Source organism: Streptomyces sp. NPDC014882 (assembly GCF_043081325.1).
Taxonomy (GTDB): Bacteria; Actinomycetota; Actinomycetes; order Streptomycetales; family Streptomycetaceae; genus Streptomyces.
Genome location: NZ_JBIBWL010000005.1, coordinates 462,373 through 483,462, shown reverse-complemented (window position 1 = coordinate 483,462; position 21,090 = coordinate 462,373). Strand labels below are relative to the sequence as shown.

General features: G+C 73.2%; 21 protein-coding genes. 6 read left to right on the top strand and 15 right to left on the bottom strand.

What is annotated here, in order from left to right; translation table 11 throughout:
* Positions 1–43: 43 nt before the first annotated feature.
* Positions 44–1,201 carry an acyl-CoA dehydrogenase family protein gene (locus tag ACF09K_RS15845; protein WP_392243875.1) on the bottom strand — a complete coding sequence of 386 codons (1,158 nt, stop codon included), beginning with the start codon at positions 1,199–1,201 and terminating at the stop codon, positions 44–46.
* 206 nt (positions 1,202–1,407) lie between these two features.
* Here ACF09K_RS15845 and ACF09K_RS15840 point away from each other — a divergent pair, with 206 nt between their 5' ends.
* Positions 1,408–2,751, top strand: coding sequence for a UDP-glucose dehydrogenase family protein (locus tag ACF09K_RS15840; RefSeq protein ID WP_392243873.1), 1,344 nt, complete (start codon positions 1,408–1,410; stop codon positions 2,749–2,751).
* Positions 2,752–3,004: 253 nt separating this feature from the next.
* Positions 3,005–3,409, top strand: coding sequence for a VOC family protein (locus tag ACF09K_RS15835; RefSeq protein WP_392243872.1), 405 nt, complete (start codon positions 3,005–3,007; stop codon positions 3,407–3,409).
* Positions 3,410–3,441: 32 nt separating this feature from the next.
* Here the strand turns inward: ACF09K_RS15835 and ACF09K_RS15830 are convergent, their stop codons facing one another.
* From ACF09K_RS15830 to ACF09K_RS15805, 6 genes are all read right to left on the bottom strand, one after another.
* Entirely contained in the window at positions 3,442–4,581 is a 1,140-nt protein-coding gene (locus ACF09K_RS15830; RefSeq protein WP_392243870.1) for a dipeptidase, read from the bottom strand.
* Between the two features lie 165 nt (positions 4,582–4,746).
* Positions 4,747–5,004 (bottom strand): Txe/YoeB family addiction module toxin, encoded by a 258-nt coding sequence (locus ACF09K_RS15825; protein WP_392243869.1) that lies wholly within the window; start codon positions 5,002–5,004, stop codon positions 4,747–4,749.
* Positions 5,001–5,273, bottom strand: coding sequence for a type II toxin-antitoxin system Phd/YefM family antitoxin (locus ACF09K_RS15820; protein WP_392243868.1), 273 nt, complete (start codon positions 5,271–5,273; stop codon positions 5,001–5,003). Before ACF09K_RS15820 ends, ACF09K_RS15825 begins: the two co-directional genes overlap by 4 nt.
* Before the next feature lie 80 nt (positions 5,274–5,353).
* The gene (locus tag ACF09K_RS15815) at positions 5,354–6,532 is read right to left on the bottom strand and encodes a dipeptidase (protein ID WP_392243953.1); all 1,179 of its coding nucleotides are present in this window, start codon (positions 6,530–6,532) and stop codon (positions 5,354–5,356) included.
* A gap of 5 nt (positions 6,533–6,537) precedes the next feature.
* Positions 6,538–7,065: a 5-(carboxyamino)imidazole ribonucleotide mutase gene (gene purE, locus ACF09K_RS15810; RefSeq protein WP_392243866.1), complete on the bottom strand. Its 528-nt coding sequence runs from the start codon at positions 7,063–7,065 to the stop codon at positions 6,538–6,540.
* Positions 7,062–8,201, bottom strand: a complete 1,140-nt coding sequence (locus ACF09K_RS15805; protein WP_392243865.1) for a 5-(carboxyamino)imidazole ribonucleotide synthase — start codon at positions 8,199–8,201, stop codon at positions 7,062–7,064. Before ACF09K_RS15805 ends, purE begins: the two co-directional genes overlap by 4 nt.
* Positions 8,202–8,411: 210 nt before the next feature.
* Here ACF09K_RS15805 and ACF09K_RS15800 point away from each other — a divergent pair, with 210 nt between their 5' ends.
* Entirely contained in the window at positions 8,412–8,915 is a 504-nt protein-coding gene (locus tag ACF09K_RS15800) for a GtrA family protein (protein WP_392243864.1), read from the top strand.
* A 69-nt stretch (positions 8,916–8,984) separates the two neighbouring features.
* On the opposite strand, the gene ACF09K_RS15795 is transcribed toward ACF09K_RS15800, so the two are convergent.
* Positions 8,985–10,259, bottom strand: coding sequence for an ATP-binding protein (locus tag ACF09K_RS15795; RefSeq protein ID WP_392243862.1), 1,275 nt, complete (start codon positions 10,257–10,259; stop codon positions 8,985–8,987).
* 385 nt (positions 10,260–10,644) lie between these two features.
* Positions 10,645–11,322: a response regulator transcription factor gene (locus ACF09K_RS15790; RefSeq protein WP_392243861.1), complete on the bottom strand. Its 678-nt coding sequence runs from the start codon at positions 11,320–11,322 to the stop codon at positions 10,645–10,647.
* 533 nt (positions 11,323–11,855) lie between these two features.
* On the opposite strand from ACF09K_RS15790, the gene ACF09K_RS15785 reads away from it, so the two are divergent.
* On the top strand, positions 11,856–13,352 hold the full coding sequence (locus ACF09K_RS15785) for an oligopeptide:H+ symporter (protein ID WP_392243860.1): 1,497 nt from the start codon (positions 11,856–11,858) through the stop codon (positions 13,350–13,352).
* A gap of 231 nt (positions 13,353–13,583) precedes the next feature.
* Here ACF09K_RS15785 and ACF09K_RS15780 read toward each other — a convergent pair whose 3' ends face one another.
* From ACF09K_RS15780 to ACF09K_RS15770, 3 genes are all read right to left on the bottom strand, one after another.
* Positions 13,584–14,066: an ATP-binding protein gene (locus ACF09K_RS15780; RefSeq protein WP_392243858.1), complete on the bottom strand. Its 483-nt coding sequence runs from the start codon at positions 14,064–14,066 to the stop codon at positions 13,584–13,586.
* 12 nt (positions 14,067–14,078) lie between these two features.
* Entirely contained in the window at positions 14,079–14,270 is a 192-nt protein-coding gene (locus tag ACF09K_RS15775) for a hypothetical protein (protein ID WP_392243856.1), read from the bottom strand.
* A gap of 176 nt (positions 14,271–14,446) precedes the next feature.
* Positions 14,447–14,824, bottom strand: a complete 378-nt coding sequence (locus ACF09K_RS15770) for an STAS domain-containing protein (protein ID WP_392243854.1) — start codon at positions 14,822–14,824, stop codon at positions 14,447–14,449.
* A 232-nt stretch (positions 14,825–15,056) separates the two neighbouring features.
* Between ACF09K_RS15770 and ACF09K_RS15765 the strand changes: the two genes are divergently transcribed.
* Both ACF09K_RS15765 and ACF09K_RS15760 read left to right on the top strand, forming a co-directional pair.
* Positions 15,057–15,974, top strand: coding sequence for an RNA polymerase sigma factor SigF (locus ACF09K_RS15765; protein WP_392243853.1), 918 nt, complete (start codon positions 15,057–15,059; stop codon positions 15,972–15,974).
* Between the two features lie 274 nt (positions 15,975–16,248).
* Positions 16,249–17,268 (top strand): DMT family transporter, encoded by a 1,020-nt coding sequence (locus ACF09K_RS15760; protein WP_392243851.1) that lies wholly within the window; start codon positions 16,249–16,251, stop codon positions 17,266–17,268.
* On the opposite strand, the gene hutI is transcribed toward ACF09K_RS15760, so the two are convergent.
* Genes hutI through ACF09K_RS15745 form a run of 3 tightly spaced genes read right to left on the bottom strand, consistent with a single transcriptional unit; the run spans position 17,208 to position 21,072 of the window.
* Positions 17,208–18,503, bottom strand: coding sequence for an imidazolonepropionase (hutI, locus tag ACF09K_RS15755; RefSeq protein WP_392243849.1), 1,296 nt, complete (start codon positions 18,501–18,503; stop codon positions 17,208–17,210). The genes ACF09K_RS15760 and hutI overlap by 61 nt on opposite strands.
* On the bottom strand, positions 18,500–19,873 hold the full coding sequence (locus ACF09K_RS15750; protein ID WP_392243848.1) for a formimidoylglutamate deiminase: 1,374 nt from the start codon (positions 19,871–19,873) through the stop codon (positions 18,500–18,502). The genes hutI and ACF09K_RS15750 overlap by 4 nt, the downstream gene beginning before the upstream one ends.
* Positions 19,870–21,072: an allantoate amidohydrolase gene (locus tag ACF09K_RS15745; RefSeq protein ID WP_392243952.1), complete on the bottom strand. Its 1,203-nt coding sequence runs from the start codon at positions 21,070–21,072 to the stop codon at positions 19,870–19,872. The genes ACF09K_RS15750 and ACF09K_RS15745 overlap by 4 nt, the downstream gene beginning before the upstream one ends.
* Positions 21,073–21,090 lie beyond the last annotated feature (18 nt).

Genomic DNA, 21,090 nt, shown 5'->3' with positions numbered 1-21,090 from the left:
CCCGGGGGACGGGCGGGGGCGACAGCCGTACGGCGGGAGGGCGTTACGGCAGGTTGCGCGCCATCACGATCCGCTGGACTTGATTCGTGCCTTCATAAATCTGGGTGATCTTGGCGTCGCGCATCATGCGCTCGACCGGGTAGTCGCGGGTGTAGCCGTAGCCGCCGAGGAGCTGGACGGCGTCGGTGGTGACCTCCATCGCGACGTCGGAGGCGAAGCACTTGGCGGCGGCGCCCTGGAAGGTCAGGTCGGCGTCCAAGCGCTCGGACTTCGCGGCCGCGGCGTAGGTGAGCTGGCGGGCGGCCTCGATCTTCATGGCCATGTCGGCGAGCATGAACTGGATGCCCTGGAAGTCGGCGATGGCCTTGCCGAACTGCTTGCGCTCCTGGACGTAGCCCTTGGCGTAGTCGAAGGCGCCCTGGGCGACGCCGAGGGCCTGGGCGGCGATGGTGATGCGGGTGTGGTCGAGGGTCTTCATCGCGGTGGCGAAGCCGGTGCCCTCCTCGCCGATCATGCGGTCGGCGGGGATGCGGACGTTGTCGAAGTAGACCTCGCGGGTCGGGGAGCCCTTGATGCCGAGCTTCTTCTCCGGGGCGCCGAAGGAGACGCCCGGGTCGGACTTCTCCACGACGAACGCCGAGATGCCCCGGGAGCGCTGGGCGGGGTCGGTGACGGCCATCACCGTGTAGTACTCCGAGACGCCCGCGTTGGTGATCCAGCGCTTGACGCCGTTGAGGATCCAGTGGTCGCCGTCGCGCACGGCGCGGGTCTTCATGCCGGCCGCGTCCGAGCCGGCGTCGGGCTCGGAGAGGCAGTACGAGAACATCGCGTCGCCCTTGGCCAGTGGTGCCAGGTACTTCTTCTTCAGGTCCTCGGAGCCCGACAGGATGACCGGGAGCGAGCCGAGCTTGTTCACGGCCGGGATCAGCGAGGAGGACACGCAGGCGCGGGCCACCTCCTCGATCACGATGACCGTGGCGAGCGCGTCGGCGCCGGCGCCGCCGTACTCCTCGGGCACGTGCACCGCGTGCAGGTCGCTGGCGACCAGCGCGTCGAGGGCCTCCTGGGGGAAGCGGGCCTCCTCGTCGACCGCCGCGGCGTACGGCGCGATCTTCGCCTCGGCCAGCGAACGGATGGCGTCCCGGAGCATGTCGTGCTCCTCGGACGGGCGGTACAGGTCGAAGTCAGCCGATCCGGCCAAGGTCTCTCACGCTCCAAGAACGCTGGGGGTGATCTCGCTAATTACCGTTAAGTAACTCAAATTTTAGAGGTCCGCCCACGCCAGTGATACGTGAGCTTGGCGACAGGGTTCCCGCACCGGTGAACTGCCCGGTGAGGGGCGCCCGTACGCCCCGACTATGCTCGTGGCGCGCATCCGGCCCCGCCCGACCCAGCCCAGGAGCACCCATGGCCCTCAGGATCACCGTGATCGGCACCGGTTATCTCGGTGCCACGCACGCCGCGGCCATGGCCGAGCTGGGCTTCGAGGTGCTGGCGCTCGACGTCGTGCGCGAGAAGATCGAGATGCTGGAGCGGGGCGAGACCCCGATGTACGAGCCGGGCCTGGAGGAGCTGCTGCGGCGGCACGTCGCCGGCTTCGAGGGCTCCAGCGGGCGGCTGCGCTTCACCCAGGACTGGGCGGAGGTCGGCGCGTTCGGCGACGTCCACTTCGTGTGCGTGAACACCCCGCAGAAGCACGGCGAGTACGCCTGTGACATGTCGTACGTCGAGTCCGCGATCGCCTCGCTCGCCCCGCACCTGGAGCGGCCCGCGCTGGTGGTGGGCAAGTCGACCGTGCCGGTGGGCTCCGCGGACCGGCTGGCCCGCACGATCGCGGAGCTGGCGCCGGCCGGCGAGGACGCGGAGCTGGCGTGGAACCCGGAGTTCCTGCGGGAGGGCTTCGCCGTGCAGGACACCCTGCACCCGGACCGGATCGTGGTCGGGGTGCGCAGCGAGCGTGCCGAGCGGACGCTGCGGGAGGTGTACGCGGGACCGGTCGGGGAGGGCTCGCCGTTCGTCGTCACGGACTTCCCGACGGCCGAGCTGGTGAAGACCTCCGCGAACTCCTTCCTCGCCACCAAGATCTCCTTCATCAACGCGATGGCGGAGGTCTGCGAGGCGGCCGGCGGTGACGTGGCCAAGCTGGCGGAGGCCATCGGGTACGACGACCGGATCGGCAGCAAGTTCCTGCGGGCCGGCATCGGCTTCGGCGGCGGCTGTCTGCCGAAGGACATCCGGGCGTTCATGGCCCGCGCGGGCGAGCTGGGCGCCGACCAGGCGCTGACCTTCCTGCGCGAGATCGACTCGATCAACATGCGCCAGCGCGGGCAGATGGTGGAGCTGGCCCGGCAGTCGCTGGGCGGGGGGCCGTTCCTCGGCAGGCGGGTCGCCGTGCTCGGCGCCACCTTCAAGCCGGACTCCGACGACGTGCGGGACTCGCCGGCGCTGAACGTCGCCGGGCAGATCCACCTGCAGGGCGGCCAGGTGACCGTCTACGACCCCAAGGGCATGGACAACGCCCGCCGCGTCTTCCCGACGCTCGGTTACGCCGACTCGGCCCTGGAGGCCGTCCGGGGCGCCGACGTCGTCCTGCACCTGACCGAGTGGCGGGAGTTCCGGGAGCTGGACCCGGCGGCGCTCGGCGAGGTCGCGGCGGCGCGGCTGATCCTGGACGGGCGCAACGCGCTCGACCCGGTGCTGTGGCGCAAGGCCGGCTGGACGTACCGGGCGATGGGCCGCCCGACCGCCTGACACGGGGGCGCCCGCGGCAGGGGCGCCCGGCACGCGGGGGACGCCGGTTCGGCCGAGGCTCAGTCGGCCGAACCGGCGTCCGTCTGCATTGTGCCGCACGGACGCGGTGCGTGACGGGTGAACCCCCCGTGCGTCGGGCCGCGGTGCGTGACGGGTGAACCCCCCGTGCGTCGGGCCGCGGTGCGTTAGGGCCGCGGCCCGTCCGGGCACCCGTCCGCCCCGGCATCCGCCGCACACCGACCGAGGAGACCCCATGGCATCCGCCGTACGTCTGCGTTCCGTCGTGCTCGACTGCCCCGACCCGCGCGCCCTCGCCGGGTTCTACGCCGCTCTGCTCGGCGGCACCCCGGAGGCGGAGGAGGGGGACGAGGACTGGTACGTGCTCCGGGTTCCCGGCGGGCCCCGGCTGGCCTTCCAGCGGGCGGAGGGGCTGACCCCGCCCGAGTGGCCGCGCGCCGACCGCAACGCCCAGCAGTTCCACCTCGACCTCGACGCCGGCGCCACCTGGGAGGAGGTGGACGCGGCCCACGCGCGCGTGCTGGAGCTGGGCGCGCGGCCGCTGGACCTGGAGGACCGGGAGGAGAAGGACTTCCAGGTGTACGCCGACCCGGCGGGGCACCCGTTCTGCCTGTGCCGCATCGGGCGCGCCTCGTCGTGAGCGCCGGCCCGCGCGGGTGAGCGGGTACGTCCTCAGGACGACGGGCCCCGGCCGTCCAGGTCCGTGATCGTCGCCGTGGACGGCTCCCTGCGGTGCTGTGCCGTGCGGGCGGCGGCGTCCGCGGCGCGCAGGACGCGCTGAGCGTTCCCCCAGGTCAGCCGGGCGATGTCGGACTCCGGCCAGCCGCGGTGGAGGAGTTCGGCGATCAGGTGCGGGTAGCCGGCGACGTCGGCGAGGTCCTGGGGGTGGGCGGCGCCGGAGTCGTGGGTGCCGGACAGGCCGACGCAGTCGGGTCCGGCGACCTCGCGGACGTGGTCGAGGTGGTCGGCGACGTCGGCGAGGGTGGGTCCGGTCTGTTCGGCGGCCAGCGGCACCATGCACAGGCCGCCGGCCGCGCCGAGGGCGGCGAGGAGGTCGTCGGGCAGGTTGTCGGGGTGCGGGCGCAGGGCGCGGGCGGCGGAGCGGGTGCACAGGGACGGGGCCCTGGAGAGGGCGAGGGTCCGGGTGATCGTGGCGTCGGAGGCGCCGGCCAGGTCGGCGAGCACCCCGAGCCGGTTCATCTCGCGCACGACCTCCTCGCCGAACCGGGTGAGTCCCGCCTCGCTCGCCCAGGAGGTGCCCGCGAGGGTGAGGACGCGCAGGCCGAGGGAGTGCAGGACGCGCAGGACGCCGAGGGAGTCCTCGAGGGCCGCGGCGGGGGCCGGGCCGAGGACGACGGCGACGCGGCCCCAGTTGCGGGCGTCGATGATCTGGCCGGCGCCGAGCGCGGGACGCAGGCCCTGGGGGTATGCGCGGATCACCGACCGGGCGAGGTCGATCTGTTCCAGGGTGGCGGCGGCGGGCCGGCCTGCGGGGCCCGACGGCGGCCGCAGCGACCAGAAGAGGGCGCCGACGTGGCCCTCGCGCAGCCGGGGCAGGTCGGTGCCGACGGCGCTCTCCCCCAGCTCGAGGTCGTGGAACGGCAGTCGGCGCAGGGCACGGGGCAGGGCGTTGTGGCCGTCGACGACGGGATGGGCGGCGAGGAGGGCGCGGGCCCGGTCGAGGGGCCCGGCCTCCGGGCCGGCCGGCGCGGCGCGTCCCGCGGCGTCGGGGGTGCCCGCGATCGGGGGGAACGGTTCCGGCAGTTCGCCGACCTCCGGCATGGTGTGCAGTTCGTGCTGGAGGTCGGCCATGACGGTCTCCGTACGTCGCTCGGCAGTACGGTCACCGTCGCACGGCGGGCGGGCCGCTTCCTGGTGGAAGGCGCGTTCGGGGTACGCCCCGCCGCGCCCGCCGGACCACCGCGCGGGGGTCCCGCGGGGCACCGGCCGGGTGGGCCTCGCGTGGGGTCGCCGGGCTCAGTAGTGGTAGCGCGCCTTGAGGATCTTCACTTCCTTCTCGTCGGCCCGGTACACGAGGCGGTGCTCGTCGTCGATCCTGCGGGACCAGTAGCCGGAGAGGTCGCCCTTGAAGGGCTCGGGCTTGCCGATGCCGGTGAAGGGGTCCCTCTGGACCTCCCCGATCAGGCGGGCGATCCTACGGGCCGTCCTGCGGTCCGAACCGAGCCAGAAGAGGAAGTCCTCCCAGGCGTCCGGGTCGAAGTGGACGCTCCTCACTCGTCCCCCGCCAGCTCCCGCAGTTCCTCGACGGTCCTGGCGACGGCCGACGCTCCCGCCCTGTCCCGGGCGACGGCTTCCATCAGGCGTCGCGCGTTCGCCGGTGACCGGAGAAGGTAGATCGTCTCCTGCCACGCCTCGTAGTCGTCCGCCGACATGATCACCGCGTCGCCGTTCCTCGAGCTGATGCGGACCGGCGTGTGGTCGTCGTTGACCCGCTTGATGAGGGGGAACAGGTCCCGGCGGGCTTCGCTGGCGCTTATGGTCATGGACGGCCGCCCCTTCCGAATGCGGTACCGGAAAACCGTACCGCACTTGTACGATGTTTCGGTACCGCTCCCGGTCGGCCTCAGCCGTCGAGCGACTCGATCGTCGCGTGGGACGGCGCCCGGGTGGCCCTCAGGTCGCGGGCCACGTCCTCCGCGGCGCCCAGCACCCGCACCGCGTTTTGCCAGGTCAGCTTGGCGAGGTCGGACGTCGACCAGCCGCGCTCCAGCAGTTCGGCGAGGAGCCTCGGGTAGCCGGAGACGTCGCCGAGGCCCTCGGGGGTGAAGGCGGTGCCGTCGTAGTCGCCGCCGATGCCGAGGTGGTCGACGCCCGCGACCTCGCGCATGTGGTCGAGGTGGTCGGCGACCGTCGCCACGGTGGCGACCGGGCGGGGGTTCGCCGTCTCGAAGGCACGGTGGACCGCCATCGCCTCGGCGGTGGTGTCGAGGTGGTGGAAGCCGTGCGCGCGCATGTTGTCGTCCGCGGCGGCCGTCCAGTCCACGGCCGCCTGGAGCACGAACTTCGGCACGAACGTCACCATGGCGACGCCGCCGTTGGCGGGCAGCCGCTCCAGCACGTCGTCGGGGATGTTGCGCGGGTGGTCGCACACCGCCCGCGCGGAGGAGTGCGAGAAGATCACCGGCGCGGCGGAGACGTCGAGCGCGTCCCGCATCGTCGTCGCCGCCACGTGCGAGAGGTCGACGAGCATGCCCTCGCGGTTCATCTCCCGGACGACCTCGCGGCCGAACGCCGTCAGCCCGCCGGCCTTCGGCACGTCGGTCGCGGAGTCCGCCCAGTCCACGTTGTCGTTGTGGGTGAGCGTCATGTACCGCACGCCGAGCGCGTACAGGCCGCGCAGGGTGCCCAGCGAGTTGGCTATGGAGTGGCCGCCCTCGGCGCCCATGAGCGAGGCGATACGGCCCTCCGCGCGCGCCGCCTCCATGTCGGCGGCGGTCAGGGCGGCCCGGAGCGCGTCGGGGTGGCGGTCGATGAGCTGCCGCACGCAGTCGATCTGCTCCAGCGTCGCCGGGACCGCGCCCGGCAGGTCCGAGCGGACGTACACCGACCAGTACTGCGCGCCGACGCCGCCCGCGCGCAGGCGGGGGATGTCGGTGTGCAGGTGGGCGTGCTGGTCGGTGGCGATGTCCCGGGCGTCGAGGTCGTAGCGGACCTGTTCGCGCAGCGCCCACGGCAAGTCGTTGTGGCCGTCGACGACCGGGTGTTCGCGCAGCAGTTCCCGGGCCTGGTCCAGGAAGGTCATCGTCGTCACTTCCCGAAGCCGAAGCCGCCGTGTGCCCCGCCCTCGACCTTGGCGCGCAGGCGCTTGCCCTTCTCGGTGGCCTGGTCGTTGAGGTCCTGCTGGAAGTCGCGCATCCGTGCGAGGAGGTCCTCGTCGTGCGTGGCGAGGATGCGGGCGGCGAGCAGACCGGCGTTGCGGGCGCCGCCGACCGAGACGGTCGCGACGGGGACGCCGGCCGGCATCTGCACGATCGACAGCAGGCTGTCCATGCCGTCGAGGTACTTCAGCGGCACGGGCACGCCGATGACGGGCAGCGGGGTGACGGAGGCGAGCATGCCGGGCAGGTGGGCGGCGCCGCCCGCGCCGGCGACGATCACCTTGAGCCCGCGGTCGGCGGCCCGCTCCCCGTAGGCGACCATCTCGCGCGGCATGCGGTGCGCGGAGACGACGTCGACCTCGTAGTCGATCTCGAACTCGTCGAGGGCCTTGGCCGCCGCCTCCATGACGGGCCAGTCGGAGTCCGACCCCATGACGATGCCTACGACAGGACTCATTCGGTGATCGTGCCTCTCAGGTAGCCGGCAGCGTGACGGGCGCGTTCCAGCACGTCGTCGAGGTCGTCGCCGTAGGTGTTGACGTGACCGACCTTGCGGCCGGGCTTCACGTCCTTTCCGTACATGTGGATCTTCAGCTGGGGGTCGCGGGCCATGCAGTGCAGGTACGCGGAGTACATGTCCGGGTAGTCGCCACCGAGGACGTTGACCATGACCGTCCACTTCGCGCGCGGGCGCGGGTCGCCGAGCGGGAGGTCGAGGACCGCGCGGACGTGGTTGGCGAACTGCGACGTGATCGCGCCGTCCATGCTCCAGTGGCCCGAGTTGTGCGGGCGCATCGCCAGTTCGTTGACGAGGATGCGGCCGTCGCGGGTCTGGAACAGCTCGACGGCGAGGTGGCCGACGACGCCGAGTTCCTTGGCGATGGTCAGGGCCATCTCCTCGGCCGCGAGGGCCAGGGTCTCGTCGAGGGCGGGAGCGGGGGCGATCACGGTGTCGCAGACGCCGTCGACCTGGCGCGACTCGACGACCGGGTAGGCGACCGCCTGGCCGTGCGGGGAGCGCACGACGTTCGCGGCCAGCTCGCGGACGTAGTCGACCTTCTCCTCGGCGAGGACGGGGACGCCCGCGCGGAAGGGCTCCTCGGCCTCCTCTGCGGAGTCCACGACCCACACGCCCTTGCCGTCGTAGCCGCCGCGGACGGTCTTGAGGACGACGGGGAAGCCCTCCCCCTCCGCCGCGAACGCGGCCACGTCGGCCGGGTCGGCCACGATGCGGTGCCGTGGGCAGGGGATGCCGATCGCGTCGAGCTTCGCGCGCATCACGCCCTTGTCCTGGGCGTGCACGAGCGCCTCGGGGCCCGGGCGGACGGGGATGCCGTCCGCCTCCAGGGCCCGGAGGTGCTCGGTGGGGACGTGCTCGTGATCGAAGGTGATCACGTCACAGCCCCGCGCGAACTCGCGCAGCGTGTCCAGGTCGCGATAGTCGCCGACGACGACGTCGCTGACCACCTGGGCCGCGGAATCCTGAGGAGTGTCACTGAGGAGCTTGAACCTGATGCCCAACGGGATGCCCGCCTCGTGTGTCATACGAGCGAGCTGGCCACCGCCGACCATGCCGACTACCGGGAACGTCACGCCCCTAGGGTATCGGCCACGCCGCACCGGCTGGTTCCGCGCCTCCCACCGGGCCCTTTCCGGCCCGGCACCGGCGGTTTCCCGGCGTCCCGGCGGCCCGTTCCGCGGCGGTGGGGCGGCGGTGGGGCGGCGGCACGGGAAACCCGCGAGAGGGATGGTTAGCATGGTTTGGTTGACGAAACCGACACCCGGACGGGGGCCTGCACGACCATGGCACATGGTTCCTCGGGGGAAGGACGGCTGCGGAGACTCACCCGCGAGCTGGCCAAGTTCGGCGCGGTGGGCGGGGCGGGCCTGCTGGTCAACCTCGGCGTCTTCAACTTCGTGCGGCACGTCACCGACCTCCCCGTGGTGCGCGCGAGCGTCATCGCCACGGTGGTCGCCATCGCCTTCAACTACGTCGGGTTCCGGTACTTCGCCTACCGGGACCGGGACAAGGGCGGGCGCACGAGGGAGATGTCGCTGTTCCTGCTGTTCAGCGCGGTGGGGCTGGTCATCGAGAACGGGCTGCTGTTCCTGGCGACGTACGGCTTCGGGTGGGACAGCCCGTTGCAGAGCAACGTGTTCAAGTTCCTCGGCATCGGGATCGCCACGCTGTTCCGGTTCTGGTCGTACCGGACGTGGGTGTTCAAGGCGCTGCCGGGACACGGGACCGTGGTGGGGAAGTCGCGGGTGACGGCGGCCGGGACCACGACGGAGCAGCGGGTGGGCTGAGGGGCCCGGGGCCGCGGCCCGGCCGGGCCTGCCGGCCGACCGGCTGGCTGGCTGGCCGGGCCGGGCCGGTCACCTCACCGTGGGTTCCGTGTCCTGCGGCGGCTTCTTCTCCGGCGCCGTCCGTGACAGGAACAGGCCGAAGACCGGCGGCTTGGTCTGGAGCATCTCCAGGCGTCCGCCGTCGGCCTCGGCGAGGTCCCGGGCCACCGCGAGGCCGATTCCCGTGGAGTTGCGGCCGCTGATGGTGCGCTCGAAGATGCGGGCGCCGAGGTCCGCGGGGACGCCGGGGCCCTCGTCGGTGACCTCGATGACCGCCTGGTTGCCGGTGACCCGCGTGCGCAGGGCGACCGTGCCGCCGCCGTGCATGAGCGAGTTCTCGATGAGGGCCGCCAGCACCTGGGCCACCGCGCCCGGGGTGCCCACCGCCTCGAGGTGCCGCTTGCCGGAGCTGACGATCGCGCGGCCCACCCCGCGGTAGGCCGGGCGCCACTCGGCGAGCTGCTGCTGGATGACCTCGTCGAGGTCGAAGGTGACGGCGGAGCCGGTGCGGGGGTCGCGGGAGTTCGTCAGCAGGCGCTGCACGACGTCGGTGAGGCGTTCCACCTGGGTCAGCGCGATCGTGGCCTCCTCCTTCACCGTGTCCGGGTCGTCGGTGAGGGTGATCTCCTCCAGGCGCATGGACAGGGCGGTGAGCGGGGTGCGCAGCTGGTGGGAGGCGTCGGCGGCGAGCCGGCGTTCCGCCGTCAGCATGCGGGCGATGCGCTCGGCGGAGGAGTCGAGCACGTCGGCGACCCGGTCCAGCTCGGGGACGCCGTAGCGCTTGTGGCGGGGCCGGGGGTCGCCGGAGCCGAGGCGCTCGGCGGTCTCGGCGAGGTCGGTGAGCGGGGAGGCGAGCCGGTTGGCCTGGCGGATGGCCAGGAGGACCGCGGCGACCACCGCGAGCAGCGCCACCAGGCCGATGATCAGCAGGGTGCGGCCGACCTCGCGGGTCACGGAGGAGCGGGGCTCCTCGACGACGACGGTCTCCCCCTCCTCCCCGCGGGCCTCGCCCCGGATGACGTCGCCCTCGGGGCGGCTGCCGACCGCGATGACCGGCCTGCCGGGCATCCGGACCACCGCGTACCGCTCGTGGGTGAGCTGGCTGCGCAGCACCTCGGCGTCCACGGTCGCGGCGCCGGCGAGGCGGCTGTCCACGATGCTGGCCAGGCGGGCCGCCTCCAGCTCGACGCGTTCCTGCGCGCTGTTGCTGATCGTGCGCGTCTCGACGAGGACGAGGGAGACCCCGAACACGGCGATCACGACGAGCACGACGGCCAGCGTGGACTGGATCAGACGGCGACGCACAGGGCCCTCCGGACGGTGGCTTCACGGGACGGGTGGGGACGGCTCGCCCGGGGTGGGGCCGCGTCCGCCACGCGGTTGCGCCGCGGGGTGCGGCCGTCGGCGGGACGGCGGTGCTGGGCGCGGCCGTCGGCGGGACGGGGTGCTGGTGCGGCCGTCGGCGGAGCGGGGCGGCGGTGCTGGGCGCGGCGGTGGGGCGGGGTGCGGCGGCCCCGGCGGCGGTGCCCCGTGGCTGCCGACGGCCGGCGACCCCTCGCCGCCTCCGTCCCGGCCGACCGGGCCGCGGCCGGTCGCGCCCTTCACCGGCCGGTCGGCCGCCGGTCGGCCGCTCACCGGCTCTTCGGCCTTCGGCCGGCTCCTCCCGGAGCGCCCGGCTCTTCCGGGAGTGCTAGCTCTTCTCGAAGCGGAATCCCACGCCCCGCACCGTGGCGATGTAGCGGGGGTTCGCCGCGTCGTCCCCCAGCTTCTTCCGCAGCCACGAGATGTGCATGTCGAGGGTCTTGGTCGAGGACCACCAGGTGGTGTCCCAGACCTCCCGCATCAGCTGGTCGCGGGTGACCACCCGGCCGGCGTCGCGCACGAGGACCCGCAGGAGGTCGAACTCCTTCGCGGTGAGCTGGAGTTCCTCCTCGCCCATCCAGGCGCGGTGCGACTCGACGTCGATGCGGACCCCGTGCGTGGCGGGCGGCTGCTGGGGTTCGGCGGAGCCGCGCCGGAGCAGGGCCCGGACGCGGGCGAGGAGTTCGGCGAGCCGGAAGGGCTTGGTGACGTAGTCGTCGGCGCCCGCGTCCAGTCCGACGACGGTGTCGACCTCGTCGGCGCGCGCGGTGAGGATCAGGATGGGGATGGCGTGGCCGTCGGCGCGCAGCCGGCGGGCCACCTCCAGGCCGTCCATGCCGGGGAGCCCGAGGTCCAGCACGACCAGGTCGATGCCGCCCTGCATTCCGGCGTCGAGCGCGGAGGGTCCGTCCTCCCGCACCTCGACCTCGTACCCTTCCCGGCGCAGGGCGCGGGCCAGCGGCTCCGAAATGGACGCGTCGTCCTCGGCGAGCAGTACACGGGTCATGAGGCGATGGTAGTCCGCGTGGGACTGGGCCAAGGGTGTGATGCCCGACCCCGGCTCTTACTCGCGGACATGCCGGACAACCCACCCGCGACGGTCCCGCCGCCCCCGGTACGGCCCCGGCGCGGAGCTGGTACGGACCTGGGGTCGCGGGATGTCATCCTGGCATGGACCTTGGAAACCTCGCCCTGGTTCCTTTCCGGCCTGTGATCTGCGACTCAAGTCCTTCCATATCCGGTTCTGTCCTGCCGTATGGTGAAAGGACGCCTGTAGCACCACGGGGACCTTTGGCGCTCGACTTGACGCTGAGGGTCTCTTTTGCGTGCGGGCCGGCTCTCCGCCGGCCTTGGAAAGGAACGACCTGTGGCCGGGCCCCCACTCGCGGGGCGTGGATCCCGGTGGTCGCCGTCCGCCGTTCCGTGACCCGGAGCGGCCTCCCCCGTGGGCGTGGGTGGACGGGCCGATCAAGCCGGTGCCGGCCGCCCCCGACCGGGCGCGCACGCTCCACCGCGCGTCCCGACCAGCAAGGAACGACCATGGCGTCCAGCCTGACGAAGGACTCGGTCAGCCCGGGAACCCCCGGGACCGGGAAGACCTTCTTCGGCCACCCCCGCGGACTGGCCACTCTCTTCATGACCGAGATGTGGGAGAGGTTCTCCTACTACGGCATGAGGGCCCTCCTCCCGCTGTACCTGGTCGCGCCGGGCGGCCTGCACCTGAACGCGGGCACCGCGACCGCGATCTACTCCGTGTACGTGTCGCTGGTGTACCTGCTCGCCATGCCCGGCGGCTGGTTCGGCGACCGCGTCTGGGGTCCGCGCAGGACCGTCGCCGTCGCCGGTGCGGTGATCATGCTCGGCCACCTCACCCTGGCCCTGCCGTCCTCCGGGACCTTCTACGCCGGTCTGGGTCTGGTCGCGATCGGCTCCGGCCTGCTGAAGGCCAACATCTCCACGATGGTCGGCCACCTCTACGACGGCCCGGACGACCCGCGCCGCGACGGCGGCTTCACCGTCTTCTACATGGGCATCAACCTCGGTGCCTTCGCCGCCCCGCTGATCATCGGCACCATCGGCGAGAACGTGAACTGGCACTTCGGCTTCGCCCTCGCCGCGCTCGGCATGGCGCTGGGCCTGGGGCAGTTCCTGCTCGGCAGCCGCCACCTGGCCGACCGCTCCAGCGTCGTGCCGAAGCCGCTGTCCGCCGAGGAGAAGTCCGCCACGCTGCGCAAGGCCGCGATCTGGGCCGGCGTCGCCGTCGTGGCGTACGCGGTCGTCGGCTTCTCCGGCCACTACACGCTCAACTGGATCCTGGTCCCGCTGACCCTGCTCGGTGTGATCATCCCGGTGATGGTGCTGGTCAACATCAAGCGGGACAGGGAACTCGACCGCTCCGAGCAGTCGAAGATGTCCGCGTACGTCTGGTTCTTCGTGGCCGCCGCCGTGTTCTGGATGATCTACGACCAGGGCGGCTCGACCCTGTCGATCTTCGCGGACTCCTCCGCCGACAACACCGTCCTCGGCTGGGAGTTCCCGGTCTCCTGGTACCAGTCGGTCAACCCGGTCCTGATCATGGCCCTGGCCCCGGTCTTCGCCTGGTTCTGGCTCGCGCTGAACAAGCGGGGCAAGGAGCCGAGCACGATCGTGAAGTTCGCCTCGGGCCTGGTCCTGGTCGGCGCGTCCTTCTTCCTCTTCCTCGCCCCGCTGTCGATCGCCGAGGGCGGTCACAAGGCGGCCGCGATGTGGCTGGTGGCGATCTACTTCGTGCAGACCGTCGGTGAGCTGCTGCTCTCCCCCGTCGGCCTGTCGGTCACCACGAAGATGGCGCCGGCGAAGTACGCCTCGCAGATGATGGGCGTCTGGTTCCTGGCCGTCACCGCCGGTGACGCCACGACCGGTCTGCTCTCCATCGCCGGCGTCGACCTGAACAGGACGGGCGTCGTCGCGATGGAGGCCACGCTCGCGGTGGTCGCCGGTGTCGCGGTGTGGATGTACCGCAAGCGCGTCAAGGAACTCATGGGCGACGTCCGCTGACGTCCCCTCCCCCCACGGTTCCCGCAGGGCCGTCGCGACTCCGGTCGCGACGGCCCTGCGCCGCGTCCGGCGGGGCCGCCCCCGGACGGCGTACCGCCGTCGAGGCGCGCCCGGGGACGGGGGGCAGGGGGAGGAGGGAAGGAAGGAGGGGCGCGCCGGAGTGACGACGGTCCGGCGCGGGAGGGCCGGGAGCGCAAGGCGTGGCGGCGGCGCCGCGAGGGGCGCCGCGGCTCAGGCCGGGGCGCCCAGTTCCGCCCAGACCGTCTTGCCCGCGACGCCCGGGGTCCGTACGACCCCCCAGTCCAGGCAGAGGCGCTGCACGATGAACATGCCGTGGCCGCCGGGGCGGCCGGCGCGGTGGGGGTTGCGGGGGGCGGGCTGGCCGGTGCCGCGGTCGGAGACCTCGACGCGGATCACCTTGTTGTCGCAGCCGATCTGGAGCCGGTCGGGGCCCTCGGCGTGCAGGCAGGCGTTGGTCACCAGCTCGGAGACGACGAGCAGCACGTCCTCGGCGGTGGCCCGCTGGTCGGCGCCTCCGGCGGGCAGCCAGCCCCACGCGTACAACGCCTGACGGGCGAAGTCGCGGGCGAGCGGGACGACACCGCTCTCGCCGTCGAAGCTCAGCGTGCGGACCTGACGACCCGCCGACGCTCCGGAAGCGCCGCTGGGCTCCGGGCCGCGGTCGCCCGGCGAGTAAGGCCGGGTGGTGCTCATCAGCGCTTCACCTCACCGATTCACCAGTTCAGGGTTCACTTCAGCGTTCTGTCCGTGCGTGGGTTCGTGCTGGTCGTACTGGCCGTGCTGGTCGTGCTGGGGGGTGTCGTTCGCGCGACGGGGAGTGTCCGGGGTGCGCGACACCTCGACGGTGCCGGGGTTCCCGCACGTGTTCGGCGGCCGCCACACGGTCGGTCTGCGCATCCCGCCCTCTCCTCGTGCTGTGCCACCGACATGTTCAGGTGTCTCCTGCCCGACACGACCGGCGGAACACCCTTCGTTCGCCCACAGGTGACCGGCCCGTCCGCCCCGGTGGTCCGTGGCGCGCCGGAGTCCCGGCCGCGCCCGGCCGCCGCAGGGGCCCACGGCGGGTCCCGGGGTCAGCCGTCCCCGTCCGCGAGGGCCGCCTCGACCGTGTCGTGCACGGTGAAGACGGCGTCCGCGCCGGTGATCTCGAACACCCGGGCCACCACGGGCAGCATGCCCGCCAGATGTACCGCGCCTCCCGCGGCCTCCGCCTTCAGGCGGGCGCCGAGCAGGACGTTGAGTCCCGTGGAGTCGCAGAACTCCAGCCGGGAGCAATCCACGACCAGTCGGCTCAGCCCCTTGGCGAGGCACTCTTCGAGCGGCTCGCGCAACAGATCGGCCGTGTGGTGATCCAGCTCACCGGCGGGGGTGACGACGGCACTGGTGCCCTCTTCCCGCACTTCCACCATGAGCCGGCCAGACTGTGCGCTGCCGACCGTCCCGCGGTCCATGCCGTGTCTCTCCCGAGGTCGTGACTGCTGCTGACGCCCTCGAACACTACGCCTTCGATCCGCACTCCAACAGCCGAACAATCGCCCGCAAACGGACATAACCCAACAAACCGAACTTGCGATCGGCTGAGTAAAGCGGGTAGGGCTAGAGGAACACATCCGATACGGCCGGCTTGGAGGCGCCGCACACCGTAGTGCACGCACTGGCTTCGGCAGCCATATGCCGAGAACGATGGAGGACATCATGTCATCCCGGCTCGACGCTCCGCATACCCACGGGGCGACGTCGACACTCCCTCCGGAACAACCGGCTCCCGCCGAGCGGAGCGGCGGTCCCCGTGACGCCCTCGCCGGACTCCCGGAGATCCCGCCGTACGACGAGGTCGGACCCGTCGACGCGCGGGCCCTGTCCAAGACCCTCTTCGAGCGGCTGGAGTCGCTGGAGGAAGGCACCTACGACTACTCGTACGTGCGCAACACCCTCGTCGAACTGAACCTCGCGCTGGTCAGGTTCGCGGCCTCCCGCTTCCGCTCCCGCAGCGAGCCCATGGAGGACATCGTCCAGGTCGGCACGATCGGTCTGATCAAGGCGATCGACCGCTTCGAGCTGAGCCGTGGTGTGGAGTTCCCCACCTTCGCGCTGCCGACCATCATGGGCGAGATCAAGCGGTTCTTCCGTGACACGTCCTGGTCCGTGCGCGTCCCGCGCCGGCTCCAGGAGCTGCGGCTCGACCTGGCCAAGGCCGGCGACGAGCTCGCCCAGCAGCTCGACCGCGCCCCCACCGTGGCGGAGCTGGCGGAGCGCCTCGGCATCACCGGCGAGGAGGTCGTCGAGGGCATGGCGGCCTCGAACGCGTACACCGCCGCCTCGCTGGACGCCCAGCCGGAGGAGGACGACGCGGAGAGCGCCCTCGCCGACCGCATCGGCTACGAGGACCACGGGCTCGAGGGCATCGAGTACGTCGAGTCGCTGAAGCCGCTGATCGCCGGACTCGCGCCCCGCGACCGGCAGATCCTCTCGCTGCGCTTCGTCGCCGGGATGACCCAGTCGGAGATCGGCGAGGAACTCGGCATCTCGCAGATGCACGTCTCGCGGCTGCTGTCGCGCACGCTGGTGCGGCTGCGCAAGGGCCTGACGCTGGAGGAGTGAGCGCGCCTCCCCGGGGGACCGGGGCCGGCCGGAGACCAGTGCGGTCCGCGCCCGGGTGAGCGGTCGGACACCGCCGCCCGGGCGCGGCCTTGCCCCGGGGAGCCGTAGGGAGTCGTACGGAGCCGTGGGGAGTCGTACGGCACGCGCGGGCGTCGCGTCGGGTGTCCTCATCGTGGAAACCCACTGGCCGGGCTCCCCCCGATGACTACGCTGGCCCAGCCCCACGACCAGCGGAGCTGCTGTGTCGGCCGCGTCGTCCGCTCGTGAGGAACCCATGCCCGACTCCCCCGCCGTCCCGGCCCGCCCCGGCCGGTTCGGCCGGCTCGCCGATGTGCCCGTGCTGCTGGTCGCCGCCGTGTGGGGGTCCAGTTACCTCGCCGCGAAGGGCGTCACCACCGCCGACACCGTGGTGGCCGTGCTGGTGCTGCGGTTCGCCGTGGTGCTCCCGGTGCTGGTGGCCGTCGGCCTGCGGCGGCTGCGGGCGCTGAGCGGCGCGCAGTGGCGGGGGGCCGGGCTGCTCGGGCTGGTCCTCGCGGGGATCTTCCTGCTGGAGACGTACGGGGTGGTGCACACCTCGGCCACGAACGCGGGACTGATCATCAGCCTGACCATGGTGTTCACGCCGCTCGCGGAGAGCCGGGTGCGCGGGGTGCGGCTGCCGGGGGCGTTCCTGGCGGCGGCGGGCGTGTCGGTGGCGGGGGTGGCGCTGCTGACGCAGGGTGCCGGGTTCACCGCTCCGTCCGGGGGCGATCTGCTGATGCTGGGGGCGGCCGTCGCCCGTACCGTGCACGTGCTGGCGATGGCGCGGATGGAGTCCGTGCGGGGCGCGGACGCGCTGTCCCTGACCACCGTCCAGCTCGGCGGCGCGGTCGCCGTGTTCGCGGTGCTGGTGGCGGTGCCGGGGACGGGCGCGTCGCCGTGGGCCGCCGCCGCCGGCTTCGGCGCCGGGGACTGGGCCGGCCTGCTCTACCTCTCCGTGTTCTGCACGCTGTTCGCGTTCTTCGTGCAGATGTGGGCCGTCCGCCGTACGTCGCCGTCCCGGGTCAGCCTGCTGCTGGGGACCGAGCCGGTGTGGGCGGCGGTCGTGGGCATCGCGCTCGCCGGTGACCGGCCGGGGTGGCCGGGGTTCGTCGGGGCGGCGTTCGTCCTCGCCGGTACGGCGTGGGGGCGGTCGGTGGCGGACCGGGGACGGACGGTGGCGGGCGAGGGGCGCGCGACCGCGGGCGAGCCCCCTCAGACCACCCGTACGCCCCGTCGCCACACCTGCGAGACGAGCGGCACGCCGGGGCGGTAGGCCAGGTGGACGTGGCTGGGGGCGTCCAGGAGGACCAGGTCGGCGTACGCGCCGGGGGTCAGGCGGCCCACGTCCGTGCGGCGCAGGGCCGCGGCGCCGCCCGCCGTGGCCGACCAGAGGGCCTCGTCGGGGGTCATCCGCATGTCGCGTACGGCGAGCGCGACGCAGAACGGGACCGAGGACGTGAAGGACGAGCCCGGGTTGCAGTCCGTGGACAGGGCCACGGTGACGCCGGCGTCCAGCAGGCGGCGGGCGTCCGGCCACGCGGCCCGGGTGGAGAACTCGGCGCCGGGCAGCAGCGTGGCGACCGTCGCGCTGTTCGCGAGGGCGTCCACGTCGGCGTCGGTGAGGTGGGTGCAGTGGTCCGCGCTGGCCGCGTCCAGTTCGACCGCCAGTCGCACGCCGGGGCCGTGGGAGAGCTGGTTGGCGTGGATGCGGGGGTGCAGGCCCCTGGCCCGGCCGGCGGTGAGGATCGCGCGGGCCTGGTCGCCGTCGAAGGCGCCCTCCTCGCAGAAGACGTCGATCCAGCGGGCGTGCGGGGCGCAGGCGTCGAGCATCTCGCCGGTGACGAGGGCGACGTAGGCGGCCGGGTCGTCGGCGAAGTCCGGGGGGACGATGTGGGCGCCCAGGTAGGTGACCTCGTCGGTGTGGGCGGCGGCGAGGCGCAGGGCGCGGGCCTCGTCGGCGACGGTCAGGCCGTAGCCGGACTTCGTCTCGAAGGTCGTCGTGCCCTGGCGCAGGGCCTCGGCGAGGTAGCGGGTGAGGTTGCGTTCGAGGTCGGCGTCGCTCGCCGCCCGCGTGGCCGCGACGGTCGTGCGGATGCCGCCCGCGCCGTACGGCCGCCCCGACATCCGGGCGTTGAACTCCTGGGTCCGGTCGCCCGCGAAGACGAGGTGGGAGTGGGAGTCGACGAAGCCGGGGACGGCCGCCCGGCCGCCGGCGTCGACCCGGTTGTCAGTGGCGGGTGCTTTGCTTCGTTCACCGGTCCACGCGATGCGGTCGCCGTCGATGACGACGGCCGCGTCCTGGATCAGTCCGAGCGGGGAACAGTCACCGGAGGAGGGGTCGTTGGTGACCAGGGCGGCGATGTTGGTGACGAGCGTGCTCGCGGTGCTCGCGGAGTGGGCGGGGCTGTCGGTCGTCGCGCTGCTCATGGCGTCCTTGCTGGCCTGGTCGGCGGTGGGGTCGGGTTCGGGGGCGGAGGCGGGCCGCGCGAAGGGGCGGCCCGCGGTCATCCGCGCAGGACTGCGACGGCGTCCGCGAGGGCTTTCGGCACGTCCGGTACGAGACGGTGGACCCCGTCCCGCACGACGTGCCGACCGGCCACGACCGTGTGCGACACGTCCGCTGCCGACGCGGCGAATACGGCCGTCTCGGCCCCGAGCCGCGGAGGCGGCCCTGCCGTCCTGACCGAGTCGAGCGCGATCGTCGTGAAGTCGGCGGCCGCGCCGGTCTCCAGAACGCCCGCGTCGTCCCGGCCGAGGGCCGCGTGGCCGTCGGCGGAGGCAGCCCGCAGGAGGGCGGCGGCCGTCCAGTGCCCGCGGGTGCGGGTGCGCAGCCGTTCGTTCAGCTCCATCGCGCGGGCCTCTTCGAGCAGGTCGATCACGGCGTGGCTGTCGGAGCCGAGGGAGAGCGGGGAGCCCGCCCGCTGGAGGGCGACGGCCGGGCCGATGCCGTCGGCGAGGTCCCGTTCCGTCGTCGGGCACATGCAGGTGCCGGTGCCGGAGCGGCCGAGGAGGGCGATGTCCTCCTCGGTGAGGTGCGTGTTGTGGACGCCGGTGGTGCCCCGGCCCAGGACGCCGTGCTCGGCGAGGAGCTGTGTGGGGGTGCGGCCGTGGGCCTCGCGGCAGGCGTCGTTCTCGGCGGTCTGCTCGGACAGGTGGACGTGCAGCGGCGCCCCGCGCTCCCGCGCCCAGCGGGCCACGGTCGTCAGCTGCCCGGCGGGCACGGCCCGCACGGAGTGGATCGCGGCCCCGATCCGCGCGTGGTCCCGTTCCCCGAGGAGGGAGCAGCGTTCGGCCCAGGCCTCCGCGTCGCCGTCGGAGAAGCGGAGCTGGTGGGCGGTGGGGGGCTGTCCGAAGCCGGCGGAGAGGTAGGCGGTGTCGAGGAGGGTGATGCGGATGCCGGCGTCGGCGGCGGCCTCGATCAGGGCCTCGCCCATCGCGTTGGGGTCGGCGTAGGGGGTGCCGCCGGGCGCGTGGTGCACGTAGTGGAACTCGCCGACGGCCGTGATGCCGGCGAGCGCCATCTCCGCGTAGACCGCGCGGGCCAGCTGGTGGTAGGTCTCCGGGGTCAGCCGGTCGGCGACGGAGTACATGGTCTCGCGCCAGGTCCAGAAGGTCCCGGAACCGACCTGGACGGTGCCGCGCAGGGCGCGGTGGAAGGCGTGGCTGTGGGCGTTCGCCAGCCCGGGGAGGGTGAGGCCGCGCAGGATCTCGGCGCCGGGGGGCGGGCCGGTGACGCCCGTGCGGACGGCGGTGATGCGGCCGTCCGCACCCGCGGCGGAGCCGCCCGTCGACACCGTGAGGGCGACGCCCGGCTCGACGCGGTCGCCGATCCAGGCGTGCTCCAGCCAGTACGTCCGTGTCCGCTGCGTGGGGGTCACGTGCAGGCCAGCCCTTCCAGTGCGTCGGCGAGTGCGCGCACCCCGGCCACGCAGTCGTCCTCGGCCGCGGACTCGGCCGGGGAGTGCGAGACGCCCGTGGGGTTGCGCACGAACAGCATGGCGGTCGGGATGCTCCCGGAGAGGACCCCCGCGTCGTGTCCGGCGCCCGTGCCGAGGACGGGGACCGTGAGGCCGGTGTCCTTGCCGAGGAGGCGGGCGAGTTCGTCGCGCAGCGCGTGGTCGAACTCGACGACGGGCGTGAAGGACTCGCGGACGACGTCCAGGTCGACGCCGTGCGCCCGCGCGTGGTCGCGGGCCGCCTCCTCGACGCCGCCGACCACCCGGTCGAGGCTCTCCTGGTCGGCGGCGCGGGAGTCGAGCCAGCCGCGCACCAGGGAGGGGACGGCGTTGACGCCGTTCGGCTCGACGGAGATCTTGCCGAAGGTGGCGACGGCACCCGCGAGCCGGGCCTCGCGGCGGGCCGCGAGCACGGTCTCGGCGTACGGCAGCATCGGGTCGCGGCGGTCCGCCAGCCGGGTGGTGCCGGCGTGGTTGGCCTCGCCCCGGAAGTCGAACCGCCAGCGGCCGTGCGGCCAGATGGCGCTGGCGATGCCGACCCGGTCGCCGCTGAGGTCGAGGGCGCGGCCCTGCTCGACGTGGAGTTCGACGAACGCGCCGATCCGGGCGAGCCGCTCGGGGTCCGGGCCGATGGCGTCGGGGTCGTACCCGGCGGCCTCCATGGCGCGCGGGAGGGTGGTGCCGTCGCCGTCGGTCAGCCGGTGGGCCTGCTCGACCGTGAGGTGTCCGGCGGTGAGCCGGGAGCCGACGCAGGCGAGCCCGAAGCGGGCGCCCTCCTCGTCGCCGAAGTTGACGAGGGCGAGGGGCTTGGTGAGGCGCGCCCCCCTGCGGCGCAGTTCGTCGAGGGCGGCGAAGGCGGAGACGACGCCGAGGGGGCCGTCGAAGGCGCCGCCGTCGGGCACCGAGTCGAGGTGGGACCCGGTGACGACGGCGTCCCCGGCGGCGGGGTCGCCGAGCCAGGCCCACTGGTTGCCGTTGCGGTCGACCTCGTGGGTCAGCCCCCGTGCCTCGGCCTGCTCCCGGAACCAGGCGCGGCACTCGGCGTCGGCGGCCGTCCAGGCGTAGCGGCGGTAGCCGCCGGACTCCTGGTGCCGTCCGATCGGGCGCAGGTCGCTCCACATCCGGTGGAAGGAGTCGCC